Source organism: Listeria tempestatis, assembly GCF_963575625.1.
Taxonomy (GTDB): Bacteria; Bacillota; Bacilli; order Lactobacillales; family Listeriaceae; genus Listeria; species Listeria tempestatis.
The window spans coordinates 1-18,153 of the sequence record NZ_CAUYTK010000013.1 but is presented as its reverse complement, the minus strand read 5'-3'; the positions used below and the strand labels follow the sequence as shown (position 1 = coordinate 18,153).

General features: G+C 38.4%; 13 protein-coding genes. 11 read left to right on the top strand and 2 right to left on the bottom strand.

The annotated features are described in order from the left end of the window. From R8923_RS12525 to R8923_RS12505, 5 genes are all read left to right on the top strand, one after another. Window positions 1-990, top strand: coding sequence for a Gfo/Idh/MocA family protein (locus tag R8923_RS12525; RefSeq protein ID WP_485873095.1), 990 nt, complete (start codon window positions 1-3; stop codon window positions 988-990). A gap of 319 nt (window positions 991-1,309) precedes the next feature. Then, window positions 1,310-1,708 (top strand): glycerol-3-phosphate cytidylyltransferase, encoded by a 399-nt coding sequence (tagD, locus tag R8923_RS12520; protein ID WP_485873094.1) that lies wholly within the window; start codon window positions 1,310-1,312, stop codon window positions 1,706-1,708. A 59-nt stretch (window positions 1,709-1,767) separates the two neighbouring features. Next, entirely contained in the window at window positions 1,768-4,140 is a 2,373-nt protein-coding gene (locus tag R8923_RS12515; protein WP_485873093.1) for a CDP-glycerol glycerophosphotransferase family protein, read from the top strand. Continuing rightward, window positions 4,127-5,134, top strand: a complete 1,008-nt coding sequence (locus R8923_RS12510) for an XcbB/CpsF family capsular polysaccharide biosynthesis protein (protein WP_485873092.1) — start codon at window positions 4,127-4,129, stop codon at window positions 5,132-5,134. The genes R8923_RS12515 and R8923_RS12510 overlap by 14 nt, the downstream gene beginning before the upstream one ends. A gap of 10 nt (window positions 5,135-5,144) precedes the next feature. Beyond that, window positions 5,145-5,915 (top strand): DUF6270 domain-containing protein, encoded by a 771-nt coding sequence (locus R8923_RS12505; protein ID WP_485873091.1) that lies wholly within the window; start codon window positions 5,145-5,147, stop codon window positions 5,913-5,915. Between the two features lie 55 nt (window positions 5,916-5,970). Here R8923_RS12505 and R8923_RS12500 read toward each other — a convergent pair whose 3' ends face one another. Continuing rightward, window positions 5,971-7,107: an ROK family protein gene (locus tag R8923_RS12500; protein WP_485873090.1), complete on the bottom strand. Its 1,137-nt coding sequence runs from the start codon at window positions 7,105-7,107 to the stop codon at window positions 5,971-5,973. Between the two features lie 140 nt (window positions 7,108-7,247). Between R8923_RS12500 and yicI the strand changes: the two genes are divergently transcribed. From yicI to R8923_RS12470, 6 genes are all read left to right on the top strand, one after another. Next, on the top strand, window positions 7,248-9,509 hold the full coding sequence (yicI, locus tag R8923_RS12495) for an alpha-xylosidase (RefSeq protein WP_485873089.1): 2,262 nt from the start codon (window positions 7,248-7,250) through the stop codon (window positions 9,507-9,509). A 25-nt stretch (window positions 9,510-9,534) separates the two neighbouring features. Further along, window positions 9,535-10,923 carry a glycoside-pentoside-hexuronide (GPH):cation symporter gene (locus tag R8923_RS12490; protein ID WP_485873088.1) on the top strand — a complete coding sequence of 463 codons (1,389 nt, stop codon included), beginning with the start codon at window positions 9,535-9,537 and terminating at the stop codon, window positions 10,921-10,923. Between the two features lie 11 nt (window positions 10,924-10,934). Continuing rightward, window positions 10,935-12,242, top strand: coding sequence for a xylose isomerase (gene xylA, locus R8923_RS12485; protein ID WP_485873087.1), 1,308 nt, complete (start codon window positions 10,935-10,937; stop codon window positions 12,240-12,242). Between the two features lie 11 nt (window positions 12,243-12,253). Continuing rightward, window positions 12,254-13,744, top strand: a complete 1,491-nt coding sequence (xylB, locus tag R8923_RS12480) for a xylulokinase (protein WP_485873086.1) — start codon at window positions 12,254-12,256, stop codon at window positions 13,742-13,744. A 93-nt stretch (window positions 13,745-13,837) separates the two neighbouring features. Continuing rightward, entirely contained in the window at window positions 13,838-14,479 is a 642-nt protein-coding gene (locus R8923_RS12475) for a histidine phosphatase family protein (protein WP_485873085.1), read from the top strand. A 264-nt stretch (window positions 14,480-14,743) separates the two neighbouring features. Further along, window positions 14,744-16,264: a flavocytochrome c gene (locus tag R8923_RS12470; RefSeq protein WP_485873084.1), complete on the top strand. Its 1,521-nt coding sequence runs from the start codon at window positions 14,744-14,746 to the stop codon at window positions 16,262-16,264. A 76-nt stretch (window positions 16,265-16,340) separates the two neighbouring features. Here the strand turns inward: R8923_RS12470 and R8923_RS12465 are convergent, their stop codons facing one another. Then, complete coding sequence (locus R8923_RS12465) at window positions 16,341-17,777, bottom strand: glycoside hydrolase family 1 protein (RefSeq protein ID WP_485873083.1); 1,437 nt, start codon at window positions 17,775-17,777, stop codon at window positions 16,341-16,343. Window positions 17,778-18,153: the final 376 nt, after the last annotated feature.

Sequence of the window (18,153 nt, the reverse complement as noted above, 5' to 3'; positions counted from 1 at the left end):
ATGAAATTAGGTATTGTTGGCTCTGGAATGATTGTACATGACTTGCTACCTGTTTTTTCGGAACTTCCTAAGATTACGCTTGCGGCAATTTTCGGGCGGGAAAAAAGTCGTGCGAAGCTTGAAGGCTTGCAAAAAGAGTACGGCATTGAAAAGGTGCATACGGATTTTGAAGCTTTTCTAAATGATGATTCCATCGACACGGTTTATGTGGCGCTGCCAAATCATTTGCATTTTGAGTATACGAAAATGGCGCTCACTCATGGCAAACACGTCATTTGTGAAAAGCCCTTCACATCGAACGCCAAGGAGTTACAAATTCTTGCTGATTTAGCCAAAGAAAAAGGTCTTTTCTTGATTGAAGCGATTACGAATCAATATATGAAAAACTTTTTGGAAATTAAAAAACGGGTGAGTAGTCTTGGGGAAATTAAAATTGTGGAAGCCAATTATTCGCAGTACTCCTCGCGCTATGATGCTTTTAAAGAAGGCAATATTTTACCTGCTTTCAACCGAGAAATGTCTGGTGGAGCCTTGATGGACTTGAACATTTATAATATCCATTTTGTTGTTGGTTTGTTCGGAGCGCCAAAAGATGTTCATTATTATGCGAACTTGGCAAAAGGGATTGATACGTCTGGTGTTCTGGTGATGGATTATGGTCACTTTAAGGCTGTCTGCATTGGCTCAAAAGACAGTAAAGCACCTATTTCAGCGAATGTTCAAGGTGACGCGGGAACGATTCATGTGAATGGTACTGTGAGTGTTTGTGACTCTTTTGAATTTTTACCAAATCAAGGTGAAGACGCACATATAGATGTGAAGGATAGCGAACATCGCATGTATGACGAATTTTCAGCTTTTCAGCAAATGATTGATGAGAAAGATACGGAAGAGATGCTCCGCCGACTTCGGCACAGCCAAATTGTCATGGATGTGGTGACAAAAGCGAAGGCTACAGCAGGCTTAGTGTTTTTGGCGGATGAATCATAATATGACAATGACTTATAAGGATAATTAGAATAGAGGCGGATTCCGTCTCTATTTTATTTTCATGCAATTTCTTCATTTTTCAGGAGTAAAATAAGCATGCTCTATTGTCTATATATGCTCTTTTTTGGTATTGTAAGAAGTTTTTCCTTCAAATTATCTTGACAAGGAAAATTTTAGTGCATTAATGACTTTATTTTATTTTAATATGTCAATATGTTCGATTTTTAAATATCATTTTTATAATATAATGTACTATGATATCAAGAAAATAAACATAACATCATAGTGCTATGTTTATTTTTAATGAGGGGAGAATTTTATGAAAAAAGTGATTACATACGGAACATTTGATTTATTGCATTGGGGGCACATTCGCTTGTTAGAACGAGCCAGAGCGTTAGGGGACCATCTAACTGTTGTGCTTTCTACTGATGAATTCAATGCATTAAAAGGAAAGTCAGCCTTTCATAAGTATGAACAGCGTAAATATTTGCTTGAAGCTATCAAACATGTAGACAAAGTTATCCCAGAGACGGACTGGGAACAAAAAATAATCGATATTCATTCGAATGAGATTGATATTTTTGTAATGGGAGATGATTGGAAAGGTCAGTTTGATTTTTTAAATAGTTACTGCGAAGTCATTTATTTAGAGCGCACAGAAAACATTTCCACAACGTATATCAAGCAACAACTTGCCGGAAGCGCTCACGGGTAATGTTAAAACTTTCCTCTTCTAAAACAGATAAATAATGTCGGTGAGGAGAGATTTTTAAAATGGGGGAAGCTAACAGAATGAAGGTTGCTATCGTAGGGTTTAATGTGTTTTCAGCAGGAGGAACAAGTCGTAGTAACCTAAACTTAACAAAAGAATTTAACAAGGAAGGCATAGATGTTGTTATTTACAATGCACGACCTTTTTCACCAACAGATATATTAAGTATTCGTTATCAGGAAAATTTAAGTATGAATGTTCATTTTGCGCCACTTATAGAATTAGGAAAAGATAGTTCCATTGATTTTTATATTATAACGCGTGAAACATTTTTTCCCTTAGCTCAAATTATAAAATTTTATTGTCCGCATGCAATGACAATAGGTGAAATACATGCGCCTCTCAGCATGTTACCTGAAAACTTAGGGGAAGACTTATATGCTCTAGACTACATAAGGGTAGCCACAGAATCAATCAAAAAAAAGTTTAAAGAAAAATATCACTATGAAACATTGCTTGTTCATCAAGTTAGCACAGATCATATGACATTACCTAAGGATTTTATACCAAAACCAACAAATAATCTCTATATTCTTTCTCGGTTTGAGGATGGCGTAAAAGATATTTCTTATGCTATTCGGCTTTTAGACTATCTTGTCCATTATCATAAAGCTACTCATATCAAACTTTATATTGAAGGTTATGGACCCTCTGAAACATTGTATCGCAATTTAATTAATCATTACGGGTTGCAAGCAAATGTGTTTTTAAACCAGGGAACACCTCCTGACTATATTTATTTTTCTACCTCACGTTATGAAACATTTGGTTATTCAATTCTTGAAGCACTTGCCAAAGAAAAACGTGCTATTGTATTTCCTGGTGAAGACGGGGTGCTGCAAGAAATCTATAAAAATCCATCTAATATTCAATGGATTACAAAAAATATACCAATAGATGCGAGGCGAGTTCTGAAATTTCTTTCATCTATCGATACAATTAGTTATCATCAAGGGATTTCACTTATTTTGACACAAAAAAGTTACGTTCCGATGTACGTCAAACAGTTTCATTTATTCCAAAAACAGAAACAAAAGAAATTTAATCCAAGTAAAAACATAGAAGAAATTTGGGCAGACGTTATGTTAGTTCAAGCAGAGTCGCTAACTTCTCTTTTTAACCTATATAGCTTTTTAAAAGATAAGCCTGTGATTGGAAAGGTTTTGATGAACGCTCATATTAAAACAATGGCACATACTTTATTGTATAAATTAAAAGCGAGAAAAAACATGCAGCAAAGAGCGAAGTTAGTCAATGAGAAGATGTATTTTATTGAATCTTTTCACGGGAAGTCTTTTTCAGGAGATCCGAAATACATTGCACTCTGGATAAAAAAACATATACCAAATGCGAAGATATTCGTTAGTTCCGTGAATCAACTCGTAGATATGGAAATTCGCTATTTTGGCTTTGAGGCTCTTCGACTTGGAAGCGCGGAATATCAGCGCAAATTCGAGAAATGCAAGTATATCATTGTGAACGGAAACACGCTTGATAAAGTTGGCAAATTACCTAATCAAATCATCATTCAAACATGGCATGGCTTTCCTCTAAAGAAAATGGTAGCAGATTTAGAGGATGCGAAACACCGTAAACAAGAATTGAACGCCTTTTTGCCCCGAATGAAAAAATGGAATTATCTTTTATCTTCATCGCCTATGAATACTTCATTGTTTCGTTCAGCATTTGCGTTAAAAGAAAGCCCAGATTTAAAGATTGTGGAGATGGGCGCACCGCGAAATGCCTACTTAATTAAGAATAGAAATAATTATAGAGAAAAGTTGCATATTCATTTTAAATACTTCAACCGACCGTTAAATGCAAATAAAAAATATATTTTATTTTGTCCAACGTGGCGTAAGCAAGAACGAAATGAAATAACAGATATTGATCTAAAAACTTTAATTCAGAATTTACCACCTGAATATGAAATTATTGTAAAACTTCATCCTTTGGAAGCTTCTCTACGTAGATTTTATAAAGCGTTAGATTCAAGGATTCATTGTTTTTATAATGAACTGGTAGATATTCAAGAACTATTTGTGCTAGTAGACATTTTAATTTCTGATTACTCTTCTGCGATTTTTGATTTTGCTCATTTAAACAAAAAGATTATTATCTTGCAGGAGGATTCGGAAGTATATCAGAAAAAAGTTGGTTGGTATTTTGATATGAAAAAAATATGCTTATTAGAAGGGAAAACATATACGACAAAAAGTTTAGTGAGAGCCATTCTTGATGAAAATTCAAATGTTATGCAATATTGTAAAGCGATTCAGAAAAATTTACTTTCTAAGGATAGCGTTATGATGAACAATAAGTTGATGCAATTATTATTTTTAAAGGAGAGACCATCGTTTTATGACAACAAATAAAGATATTGAGTTTACAGATATTTATCATTTTAAATGTGAGTATAATAAAATGAAGTTAGTTATAAAAACATTTTCAGATAAAAACATATTAGAATTATCGCGGGAAACACAACCCATTTTAGAGATGTATAAAGCGGTTTTGGCGCATGATTATATCCTTTATATGCACATTGGTCAATCCTCTTATTTTATTCGACGTAAAGATGTGCACACGATTTGGCAAAGAAAAGATTTGATTAAACATGGGGAATTATTTTATACATTAGAGAAGATTCCTAGTGAAAAGGATAACAAGTTGGCGCCTAAAAGGCTAGTGGTCATTTTTTCGCCCATGCCAGCAAAAGAAAACTATCATAGTGCCAATATTGCACATCGCTGTTTTACAACTTCATTCGCAAGTATGCAGAAACATTTAGTGAAGAATACGCTTGTGATGCGAATTATGGACTTGAATTTGTCTTATGGTAGCCATTATATTAATACATTTAATTATATGGAGATGGAATCGGATGTTCAAAATGCTATTCAATTTGTCATGGACGTAAACCATATTATAAAAGAAGATGTTGTTTTGTATGGCGGATCAAAAGGCGGGACGGGGGCTTTATATCATAGTTTTCTTGGCGATTTTAATTCCGTTACTGTAGATCCAATTATTAGCACGGAGCAGTATAATCAAGAAAATGATTTGCATTATTTGCGTGACTTTAGGAAATGGAATCTTTTGAATGATTTAGCCAGACTTGCTAATAAAAAAACTTCGACTAAAAAAATTATTTTTGGTTATCCACTCGTTTCTTTTAATTACAACTTGTACAGTCAGATTCCGTCTGATTCAGTTGAAATTCATGATGTGTTTGATTCGTCCGTGCATAAACATGCAGACATTTCACGTAACATAATAGTAGAACAAATTACATGGATTAATATATTACTGTTATCTTCGACTAATTTACATAAAATTGAGGAGAGACTCCATATGTTGACGGAGTGAAGGAGATAAGATGGAAGAAAAAGTGATAAAAATTGCCATTGTTGGTTCTTGTTTAACGAGAGATAATTTTAACACAACATTTAACCCTGATTATAAAAAATTTGTCGAATGCGTGTTACACCAACACCAATGTAGCTTTCTAAGTCTTATGTCGCCAAAGCTTCCTTATATAGAAAACCAAGAAATCGAACAAATGAATGCTTTTAGCAAATGGCACTATAAGACGGAGCATACGAAAGAATTTTTAAGTTTAATTCAAACGAGGAATCCAGAATATCTGCTGATAGATGTATATGCGGATATATATTTGGGAGTTGTAGAGTTAGAACAAGGTTTCTTCACGTATAATTCTAAGTTTAAAGAAATTCCCCCAATAAAAAATGCGAAAACAATTTGGTCGATAACGAAAGACGTTGAAGCATATTTTGAGGTTTGGAAACAGCATGTGATAGCCTTTTTTCAATTTCTACAACAAAAGATGCCTTCGTGTAAAGTTATTTTAGTAAAGGCGCGATTTGAAGATAACTTTGAGGATGGTGGTTCGCTTAATGAATGGCGTGAAACGCGGAATTATCAAAAAGTGGATGTGGAACGTTTAAATGAAATTTGGCATATTTTAAATGACTTTATAGAGAAAAATTTTCAAGTCCAAGTGTTAGATATGACGACAAAAAGGTATTTGCTCGATAAGCATCACCCGTGGGGGAATTTCTATGTGCATTATACCAAAGCGTTTTATCATGATTTCTTAACGCAGTTATTAGCGTTGATACAGAGATGAAATTATTATTTAGCGGTAATTTTATCTCTGTATGTCTTGTTATTATTTGGAATTTTTATGAGTCTAAAAAGCGTTTGATAACTAAATAGCCAGCACCATATAAAATGGCTTCCTCGCCTAGGTGGGAGGCTTTTATTTTGATATTTTTAGATGTGAATGATGTTAGTTTTGTTTCAATTTGGTCGGTGAAATCTGGAATAAGTCTTGAAATTTCACTGTTTATGAAAACAACTTCTGGGTTGTAGAGAGCTGTTACGTTTTGGATGCCAATTGCTAAGTAGTGAATCATATTTTGTACGACACGCACGGCTGCTGCTTCTTTTTCCAAAAAAGCGTGGCATAAATCCGTAACAAGTGCGTTTTCATGTCCGGAAAGCTCTTTATATGTGTCTAGCGTGTTTTTTTCGGAAGCATAGCATTCCAAGCAGCCGTTCGCGCCACATGGGCACGGGCGGCCATTTTCAGTTACGACAGTCATATGACCGATTTCGCCCGCATAGCCATTTATACCAGGGTAAAGCTGATTATTTAAAATAACCCCGCTTCCCACGCCAGAATGAATACTGATGCTCACAAGGTTCGTATATTTTTCTTCTGTTGTATGGTCGGAAACTGCTAATAAATTTGCTTCATTTTCCAAGTACACTGGGCAGGCAAATTGTTCGCCGAGTGCATTTTTAAAATCAAGCCCAGCTAAGTCATACGCTGGTGTAAATTGGATGTGGTCATCTAAAACAATTCCGTGAATCGCAATTAAAATTCCAACAACCCCAAATGGCGATTTTGGTAGGCTAGAAAGAAATAGACCAAGTTTTTCAGAAAGTTCCTGGATAATCGTGTCCCGCTTGATGGTCGTAAAAGGAAATAATTCTCGTTTATAAGCGGTGCCGTCAAGACGCTGCACCATTACATCAATATAGTTGTAACCAATATCGACACTTACAGCAAAACCAGCTTTTGCATTAAGTTCGAGCATAATGGGCTTTCGGCCGCCTAGGTTGGTACTTTCGCCAATGCCAACTTCATTGATTAGTTTTTGTGTCATCAATTTTTTTACAATATCAGAAATAGTAGCTTTATTTAAACCAATCGTGTCTGCAAGTTCGGCACGCGAAAGCGGTCCATTTTGCGCAACTTTATTTAAGACGATTCGTTCGTTTGATTCTCTAATTCCTGCTCGACTAGTAAACATCTGTTTCCCCCGCTTTCTCTTCTTATTTTAGCAAAAAGGCTTGACAAAAGAAACTGTATTCCTTTATATTATTGTTAGTTAGTTTATTATGCTAACTAACCTAAACGTTTGCAATTGTTTGATGAATGGGAGGAAAAACCATGAAATTTACAGATGGGATTTGGCTTGTCAAAGAAGGCTACACAATTCACACGCCAAAAGAAATTTTTGATTACAAAATGAAAGCGGATTCAGTTGAAGTTTTCGCCCCGTTTAAGAAAATCGAAACTCGCGGAGACACGCTGAATTTAGGGATGATGACAGTAAGTTTTGAGACGCCGCAAGATGATGTTCTTAAAGTTACTTTAAAACACCATGATGGGGGATTAAAAAAAGGTCCAGAATTTCCTATCGAAAAAACCAAGCAAAAACTTAAAACGATTGATACACAAGAAAAAATTATTGTGCAATCTGGCGACTTAAAAGCCGAACTCGACAAAAGTAGCTACAAAATTTCATTTTTCGGAAATGAAACGCTTCTTACAACGTCTGATACAAACGGACAAGGATACATAGAGTCAGCAGATGGGCATTTTATGCGCGAAAGATTGAATCTTTCAGTCGGGGAAAATATTTATGGTTTAGGTGAGCGGTTTACGAATTTTGTGAAAAACGGGCAGACGGTTGACATTTGGAATAAAGACGGCGGAACAAGTAGCGACCAGTCCTATAAAAACGTTCCTTTTTTCATAAGTAATAAAGGGTATGGCGTTTTTGTGAATCATCCGGAGCATGTATCGTTTGAGATTGGGACGGAGCATGTATCGAAAAATCAATTTAGTGTGGCGGGTGAAACACTTGAATATTACGTGATTTACGGACCGACGATGGTTGACATTGTACAAAAATATACGGATTTGATGGGTAAACCTGCACTGCCGCCAGCATGGTCATTTGGTTTATGGCTTAGCACTTCATTTTGCACTGATTATGATGAGGAAACGGTCAATAGCTTCATCGATGGCATGAAAGAACGCGATATTCCACTTGAAGTTTTCCACTTTGATTGCTTTTGGATGAAGGACTTTGAATGGTGTAACTTTGAGTGGGATAAACGGGTCTTTCCGAATCCTGAAGCGATGTTAAAACGTTTAAAGGAAAAAGGGTTGAAAATTTGCGTCTGGATAAATCCTTACATTGCGCAAAAATCGGCTTTATTTGCGGAAGGAAAAGAAAACGGCTATTTTATTAAGCGGCAAGATGGTTCTGTTTGGCAGTGGGATTTATGGCAGGGCGGCCAGGCGGTTGTTGATTTTACGAATCCTGAAGCGAAAGCATGGTATTTGTCGAAACTTGAAGCGCTGATGGATATGGGTGTAGATGCATTTAAAACGGACTTTGGCGAGCGAATTCCAACGGACGTTACTTATTTTGATGGATCTGATCCGTTTAAAATGCACAATTATTATGCGTATCAATATAACGAGGCTGTCTATGAACTTTTAGAACGCAAAAAGCCAGCTCAGGCGGTTGTGTTTGCAAGATCAGCTACAGCAGGTAGTCAAAAATTTCCAGTTCATTGGGGCGGGGATTGTCTATCGACTTATGAATCTATGGCGGAATCTCTCCGGGGCGGGCTATCTTTCATGCTATCTGGTTTTAGTTTCTGGAGTCATGATATTGGTGGCTTTGAAGAAGGGGCAACGCCTGATATTTATAAACGCTGGACGCAATTTGGGCTGTTATCTTCGCATAGCCGCTACCATGGCAATGTAGAATACCGCGTCCCGTGGGTGTTTGATGATGAGGCAACGGAAGTGACACGTAAATTCACGAAGTTAAAACTACGGTTAATGCCGTATTTGTTCCGCCATGCTGTCATGGCGCACAAAATGGGTGTTCCAATGATGCGCCCCATGGTGATGAGTTTTCCAGAAGATTTGACTGCTGGAACGTTAGATAGGCAATATATGCTTGGTGATGCGCTCTTAGTGGCTCCGATTTTCAATTCTGCGGGAAGAGGCGAATTTTACTTGCCGCAAGGGAAATGGACGAACATTTTAACTGAAAAAACATATGAAGGTGAAAAGTGGTATAGCGAAACACACGATTATATGTCATTTCCGCTGCTCGCTATGGAAAATAGTGTGATTGTGATGGGGCAGGAAAGCGAGCGCGCTGAGTATGACTACGCGGCAAATCCTGAAATTCACGTATATGGGTTTACTGATGCAGATATTTCTGTAACAGAGCCGATTTTTTCTAAAGCGGGTGAAGAGGTGGCGCGTGTTACGGTGAGTAAGCAAGCGGATGTTGTTTCCGTTGATGTGGAAAATATCGCACAATATTCTGTTGTTTGGCATAAGCCTGAATCAGATGATGTCCTGCGTTTTCAGGGAGTAGAAAATCTTCGTCTTATATAAAAAATAAAAAAGTGAGGGTAACGAAATGGAAGCAACTGAACGTATGAATGAAAAAGCAACACTCAAAGCAATGGTTCCATGGAAAGAAAGAATTAGCTATGGCTTAAGTGACACAGCATGTAATTTAGCATTTCAAGTTATCGGAACGTATTTAATGTTTTTTTATACCGACGTTTATGGGATTAGCGCGGCAGCTGTCGGGACGCTGTTTTTAGTCGCACGTGTCATTGACGCGTTTGATGGACCTATTATTGGGATTTTTATTGACCGAACGCATACGAGGTGGGGGAAGAGTAGACCATTTTTCTTATGGTTCTCCATTCCGTTTGGTCTCTTGTGTGTGCTCACATTTACAACGCCAGATTTGTCAGACGGCGGGAAAATTGTTTGGGCTTACGTAACGTACATCTTAGTTGGCATTTTCTATTCGTGCGTGAATTTGCCGATTACATCAATTTTACCGAGCTTAACGAACAATCCGAAAGAGCGAACAGTGCTTGGAACCATTCGTCAATTTGGTGGCACGCTTGGACAAATTGTTGTGACCGTATTCACCTTACCAATTGTGGCTTTTCTAGGTGCTGGTGACCAACAAAAAGGTTTTTTCCTAACCATTTTGTTATTTTCAGTCGTAGCCGTTGTTTTACTTTTAAATACTTTCGTCAACACAAAAGAGCGTATTGTAAACGTTCAAAAAGTGGTGCGCGTGAAGGATAGCGTAAAAGCAATGAAGCGCAACTGGCCGTGGATGATTATGATTTTGATGAACTTCATTTATTGGATGGCGATGACGATGAAAAATCAAACGACGGTGTATTTCTTTAAATACAATCTTGGTCGAGAAGATTTGGTGCCAATCATTATGGCACTCGCATTTGGCTCGCTCTTAACACTTTTATTTACGCCAGCAGTGGCTTTTCGCCTTGGTAAACGAAATACTATGGTGATGGGGCTAGTTCTTGCAATCATTGGTCAGGTGATTATGGGGATTGGGGCACACAATTTGAGTATCGCCATTATTATTTTGGGCGTTATCATTAATGCTTTTGGAACCGGTTTTATTTCCGGACTATTGTCGGTTATGCTTGCCGATACTGTCGATTATGGCGAATGGAAAAACGGCGTTCGCGCTCAAGGACTTTTGACATCTGCTTCTAGTTTTGGGGCAAAATTTGGTATGGGCATCGGCGGCGCCTTAACGGCTGGAATTTTAGCGATGGGCGGTTATCAAGCGAATCAAGTACAGACAGATGCATCGCTTTCCGCTATTGAATTCAATTTTGTGTGGATCCCAATTGTTGGCTTTGCAATTGCAGCGATAGCGCTATTTTTCTACCGGGCTGACAAGCAGGAAAAACAATATTTAGTAGAGTTAGAAGAACGAAATCGAGAGTTTAGAGAAAACGAAAAATAAAGGAGAATATTATGACTTATTTTAAACAAATTGAAAAAATTAATTTTGAAGGTGTATCATCTGAAAATCCATTTGCATTTAGACATTACAACCCGGAGGAAGTTGTGTTAGGGAAAACGATGAAGGAGCATTTGCGCTTTGCTGTGGCGTACTGGCATACAATGACACAAGATGGTTCTGACCCGTTTGGTGCGGCGACAAATATTCGTGATGTTCACGGGGCAACAGAGATGGAGCTTGCCAAAAATCGTGTGGAGATGTTTTTTGAGATTTTGGAAAAACTTGGCGTGGAATATTTTTGCTTCCATGATGTGGACATCGCACCTGAAGGGGACTCGCTTCAAGAATTTATGCGCAATTTAGATGAAATTACAGATTTAATTCAGCAAAAAATGACGCAAACGGGGATTAAATTGCTTTGGAATACGGCAAATTTATTCACGCACCCACGCTTTTTAAATGGCGCAGCTTCAACAAATAATGCTGATGTATATGCGCATTCCGCGGCGCAAATTAAAAAAGGTCTTGATATTAGTAAAAAGTTAGGTGGTAAGAATTATGTCTTTTGGGGCGGCCGTGAAGGGTATGAATCGCTTTTAAATACGGATATGGCATTTGAACAGGCTAACATGGCGCGTATGTATAAAATGGCCATTCGCTATGCAAAAGAAATTGGTCATGACGTACAATTTTTAATTGAGCCGAAACCGAAAGAACCAACCAAACATCAATATGACTTTGATGCGGCGACAACAATGGCATTCTTGCAAAAATATGGTCTCGAAAATGATTTTAAATTGAATCTAGAAGCCAATCATGCGACGCTTGCTGGTCATACTTTTGAACATGAATTGAACGTGGCACGCACTTATGATGCACTTGGATCAATTGATGCCAATCAAGGCGACTTACTACTTGGCTGGGATACCGATGAATTCCCAACGAACATTTACGACACGACGCTTACAATGTATGAAATCCTCCAAAACGGTGGGATAGCACCAGGCGGGATTAATTTTGACGCTAAAGTTCGGCGCAGTTCTTTTGAAATGGAAGACCTTCTTTTGGCTCACATCGCGGGTATGGACACATATGCACGCGGACTAAAAGCGGCAGCAAAATTGACGGAAGATCGCTTTTTTGAAAAAATCAAGGAAGAACGATATCAAAGCTTCCGCGAAGGAATTGGCGCACGCATTTTAAATGGTGAGGAAGATCTTAAAACGCTAACTGAATATGCGCTAGCAAATGAGGAAGTCAAAAACGCGTCAAGCCACATTGAATATGTGAAGTCCCGCTTGAACGATTATTTAATTTAAAGGAGAAAAAAATGGCTTATGTTTTAGGGTTGGATTTAGGAACGAGCGCGCTAAAGGCGGTTTTGATGAGCGAGGCAGGCGATTTGATTGCCGAATCTTCGGCGGAGTACCCGCTAATAGGTGAGCGTAAGGGCTACAGTGAGCAATTGCCTTCTGAATGGGTGCGTGCACTAAAAGAAGTGTTTCAGGCGCTTCATGCGGAGGTGCCCAATTTAAAGAAAGAGCTCTCGGGAATTAGCTTTTCCGGACAAATGCACAGCTTAGTTGTTTTAGATGACGAGATGCAAGTGGTGCGCCCTGCTATTCTTTGGAATGATGTACGGACAACAAAAGCGTGCGCCTACATCCGCGAAAAGTTACCGCAAATTAAATCGATTACGAGAAATGATGTGTTGGAAGGGTTCACACTCCCAAAACTAGTGTGGCTTGCACAAAATGAGCCAGAAACATGGGAACGAGCGGCGCATTTTTGTCTACCAAAAGACTATCTCGCTTTCATTTTAACGGGTGAACTCTGCACGGATTATTCTGATGCGGCGGGCACGCTCCTTCTCGATGTGGCACACAAAACGTACTCACAGGAAATCCTATCCGCGTTTGACATCCAAAAATCACAGCTTCCAAAGCTCGTTTCATCTACGACTTGTACCGGATTTGTCACCGAACAAATTGTTTTGCAGCTTGGGATTCAAACGAGTGTCAAAGTATTCATGGGCGGAGCGGATAACGCGGTGGCCGCAATTGGTGCTGGCATCACCAAACCAGGTTTGGCACTTTCGAGCATTGGGACGAGTGGCGTCTTCCTCAGTTTCGAATCACACGTTTTGGAGGCTGACGTATCTCCTTTACATTTCTTTAATCATGTAGAAGAAGATGCTTTCTATTCAATGGGTGTGACGCTTTCTGCGGGCAATAGTTTGAACTGGTTTAAGCAGACGTTTGCGCCAGAAGTAAGTTTTGATGATCTTTTTGAGGGCGCAAAGGCGATTCCGATTGGTGCGGAAGGTCTCTTGTTCACGCCTTACCTAAGCGGTGAGCGCACGCCGTATACAGATAGTGCGATTCGCGGTGCTTTTATTGGTATTGACGGTCGCCATTCGCGCAGTCATTTCATGCGTGCGGTTATAGAGGGGATTACTTTTTCGCTTCGTGACGCTTTTGAGCTTTTAAAACTGGCAAATCGTGATGCAACAGAAATTATTGCAGTTGGTGGGGGTGCAAAAAATCCGCTGTGGCTCCAAATGCAAGCAGATGTGTATAATCGAAATATTCGAACCTTGACGAGTGAACAGGGTCCAGGTGTTGGTGCCGCAATGATTGCTGCAACAGGTCTCGGCTTATATCCCAATTTAAATGCATGCGCGGACGTTTTTGTGAAATACCGCGATGAGATATACGAGCCAAATAATCAAAATGTCATGGAATATGAAAAAATATATGCCATTTATCGTGAAATTTACAAGGCAACTAAACCGCTTTCAATGAGTCTAGATAAGCTTTAAAGTAAGAAATGCCCATGTTTTGTCCTCTTTTAAAAAAATACATAGAGTGTTACAATGAGAACACTAGTGTTTTAAAATATAGGAGGCAATAAATTGGAACAAGGCAAACTGACAATTTATTTTGTAAGACATGGCAAAACAGAATGGAATTTAACTGGACAAATGCAAGGCTGGGGAGACTCTCCACTTGTTTCGGAAGGTAAAAATGGTGCGATTTTAGTCGGCGAAGCCCTTCAAGATATTCATTTTAAAGCAGCTTATGTAAGTCCGAGTAAACGTACACAAGATACCGCTAAATACATTTTAAGCGGAAAAAAAGTCCCAATCCATCTAACAGAAGAATTTCGTGAAATGAGCTTTGGCTCGTGGGAAGGTATACGTGTTAGCGAATTAGATATTCAGTTTAAAGAAGCGCGCGAAGCCATGTTACATAGCCCAGCGACTTTTGACGCAAGTGAAAATGGCGGTGAAACTTACTACGAACTGGAAACACGAATTCAAAAAGGCATGCAAAAGCTTATTTCTGAACAAAAAAGTGGTAATATTCTGGTCGTTTCTCACGGCATGACGTTAACGCTTCTCATGTTCCTTCTAGCGGGTGGCGAAATGGCCGATCATCGCTCAAAGGGTGAACGGATTTTAAATACGAGTATTAGTAAAGTAGAGTATAGCGATGGTAAATTCCATATTGTTAAGCTAAATGATGTGGCGCATTTGGAAAAAGCTCGCGTTTAATACTGAAAAAAGCCGCTATCCTTAGTTTAGGTTAGCGGCTTGATTTATGCTGAGGTGTATATTTTTTTCGTTTTGTAATCGTATTTAAGCGTTCTTTTTTTGAAAAATCGTATTGTCATATCTATTACAAGTGCCATTTCTAATTTTTTGAGCACTTTTTTTGTGAATACGCACACAAGCTTCTTTTTTTATGTTATTATTGTTCATGTGTTCACAAGGTAAGGGTATAAACGTGAAAAGGGAATAAAATTGGGAGGTTTAACGATGAAAAAGAAATTACTTGCGACACTTATTTTTATCCTTTCTATCACACTTGTACTAGCAGGGTGCGGGTCTAGTGATAAGTCAAACGAGAAAAGTAAGTCGAGTGAAAAAAAGGAAGCAACAGAAGCAAATTCAGGAGCATCACAAGCAAGCTATACATCACTAGATAAATTAAAAGATAACTACGATATCATTATTATCGGTGCAGGTGGCGCGGGAATGTCTGCAGCCCTTGAAGCAAAAGCAAAGGGATTAAATCCAGTTATTTTTGAAAAAATGCCCGTTGCTGGAGGCAATACATCCAAGGCGTCATCTGGCATGAATGCTTCAGAAACCAAATTTCAAAAAGAACAAGGAATTGAAGACAGTAATGACCTCTTTTATGAGGAAACTTTAGCGGGTGGACACGGAACAAATGATAAAGAGATGCTTCGCTTCTTTGTAGATAATTCTGCTAGCGCAATTGATTGGCTAGATTCAAAAGGAATTACGTTAAATAATATTACGATTACTGGCGGAATGAATGAAAAACGGACGCATCGTCCAGAAGATGGTTCCGCAGTAGGTCAATACTTAGTAGATGGTTTATTAGAAAATGTGCAAAAAGAAGAAATTCCAACATTTGTAAATGCAAATGTAACAGAAATTACCGAAAAAGATGGCAAAGTAAACGGCGTAAAAGTGACGTTCAATAATAAGACAGAAAAAAATATTGCAGCAGACGCAGTTGTTGTCACTACAGGTGGATATGGTGCAAATGCTGAATTAATTGAAAAAGTCCGTCCTGATTTAAAAGGATATGTGACAACAAACCAAGAAGGCAGCACTGGTGATGGGATTAAGATGATTGAAAAACTTGGTGGCACAACGGTTGATATGGATCAAATTCAAGTCCATCCAACTGTTCAGCAAGAAAAGTCATACTTAATTGGGGAAGCTGTTCGTGGTGAAGGTGCCATTTTAGTAAATAGCGATGGCAAACGCTTCACAAATGAACTTAACACACGAGATAAAGTGACTGCGGCTATCAATACGTTGCCTGAAAGATCGGCTTATTTAGTTTTTGATGCGGGGGTAACGGAACGTGTGAAAGCAATTAAGCAATATGAAGAAATGGGATTTGTGAAAAAGGCTGATACGGTAGAAGCTCTAGCAAATGAAATCGATGTTCCAGCTACTGAATTGCAAACAACACTAGAAAAATGGAATCAAAGTATAGCGGATAAGAAAGATGCTGAGTTTGGCCGTACTACAGGTATGGAAAATGATTTATCTAAGGCACCTTACTACGCAATCAAAATTGGCCCAGGTGTTCACTATACAATGGGTGGTGTAAAAATTAATACGAATACAGAGGTTCTAAATAAAGAGGGTCAACCCATTACCGGCTTATTCGCGGCAGGGGAAGTAACTGGCGGTTTACACGGAGAAAATCGAATTGGCGGAAACTCGGTAGCAGAAATTATTATTTTCGGTCGCCAAGCAGGCATTAAATCAGCAGAATTTGTGAATGCACAATAAATTGAAATAACCCTTATCAAAAAGCAGGGTGGCTAGAGAGCCACCCTGCTTTTTTTATGAGCAAAAATAACAATGATTATAATTCTTCCCCGTTTGTTTCAATTACTTTTTTATACCAGTAGAAGCTATCTTTTGGAATGCGCGTCATCGGTGCATCATCCGATACATCACGGTCCACATAGACAAAACCGTAACGTTTTTGGTAACCATTCAACCAACTAAGCAAATCCGTAAAGCTCCAAGTGCAGTAGCCGAGCATATTTACACCATCGCTAATCGCATCACGAATTGCCGTCACATGACTAGCCAAATATTGAATTCGATATTCATCGTGAATTTGCCCGTCCTCTAACTTATCAAATTCCCCTAAACCATTTTCTGTGATTAAAATAGGAAGTTGATAGCGACTATTAATGCGGCGTAAGGCAATTTGTAAACCTTTAGGGTCGATAGTCCAGTCCCAGTTTGTTGTTTTCACAAAAGGATTAACCATTTTTTTGTAAACGCCTGGTACCCCTGTTTCTTTTGAAGTCCCTTTTTTACCCGTTGTATTCATTTCATTGCTCATACCAACACCATCAAGTGGGTTAAAAGCAACTGTTGCGGATTGATAATAATTGACACCCATAAAATCAGGTGTACCGGCACGAAGCAATTCCATATCGCCATCTTCAACTGTAGGCGCGATATCATGCTCTACTAGATACTTCCAAACTGCGCTTGGATAGCGACCATAAGCATAAACATCCATCCAGAAATAACTATTTAATTCCTCAGCATCATCGGCTGCCTGAACGTTTTTTGGATCTGTATCAATCGGATAGTGAGGAGTATATGCAAAGCTTGGCCCAATTTTCCCATCAGGAACAATTTCATGAAAGGCCAAAATAACATTAGCATTCGCCAAGTTCGCGATATGGTTAACCTCGTACATCCGTTTTAAATCCGAAACTTTTGGAGGGTGAAGCGCCTGTCCGTAGCCCATTCCAACAAAAATATTTTGCTCGTTTAAAGAAACCCAATATTTAACGCGGTCACCGTAACGTTTGAATAGCGTAATGGCATAATTAGTGAAATCCCGAATGACTTCGCGTGATTCCCAGCCCCCGTACTCGTCAAACAATGCTTGTGGAATATCCCAATGATAAATTGTCACGAGGGGCTCAATATCATATTTTAATAACTCGTCAATTAAGTTATCATAAAATTTCAAGCCAGCCTCATTGACCTCCCCTTTACCTTGCGGGAAAATACGCGACCAAGCAATTGAAAAGCGATATGCTTTTAACCCAGCGTCTGCCATCAATTTAACATCTTCTTTATAACGATGGTAATGGTCAACTGCTACATCACCATTTGTTCCTTCATAGGTTGTGCCAGGAATTCGTACATAGTTATCCCATACAGAAGGCCCTTTGCCATCCGCATCCCATGCACCTTCAATTTGATAGGCTGCAGAAGCCGATCCCCATAAAAATTCTTTTGGAAAACTTGTCCGTTTCTTGTGTTCCATTTAAAATCCTCCTCAAATCATTAATCATAAAACACATTACTTCTTTATTTTAAAGTATAAGCTTTTAAAAGGAAAGCAGTAAAACTGTTGACATAACCAGATTTTTCTATTTAATGTATTACAAAATCGCTCTTTCGTGTGGTTTTCTGGATGTGACATATAATCTCAGTGCGTGAAAGAAGTTATTTTACAACCGTTTAAAGAGTTTTTTAAACATTATTTTTACGGGAAAAGTATGTATTTACTGTAGTTATCATTCATTTCCATAAACTATTTACTTTTAGTATATATTTCATTTAAAAATTCATAAATTATCCACATACTATTTTTTTCTTCTATGCTAAACTGAAATAAAAACAACAGGCAGGTGAATGCT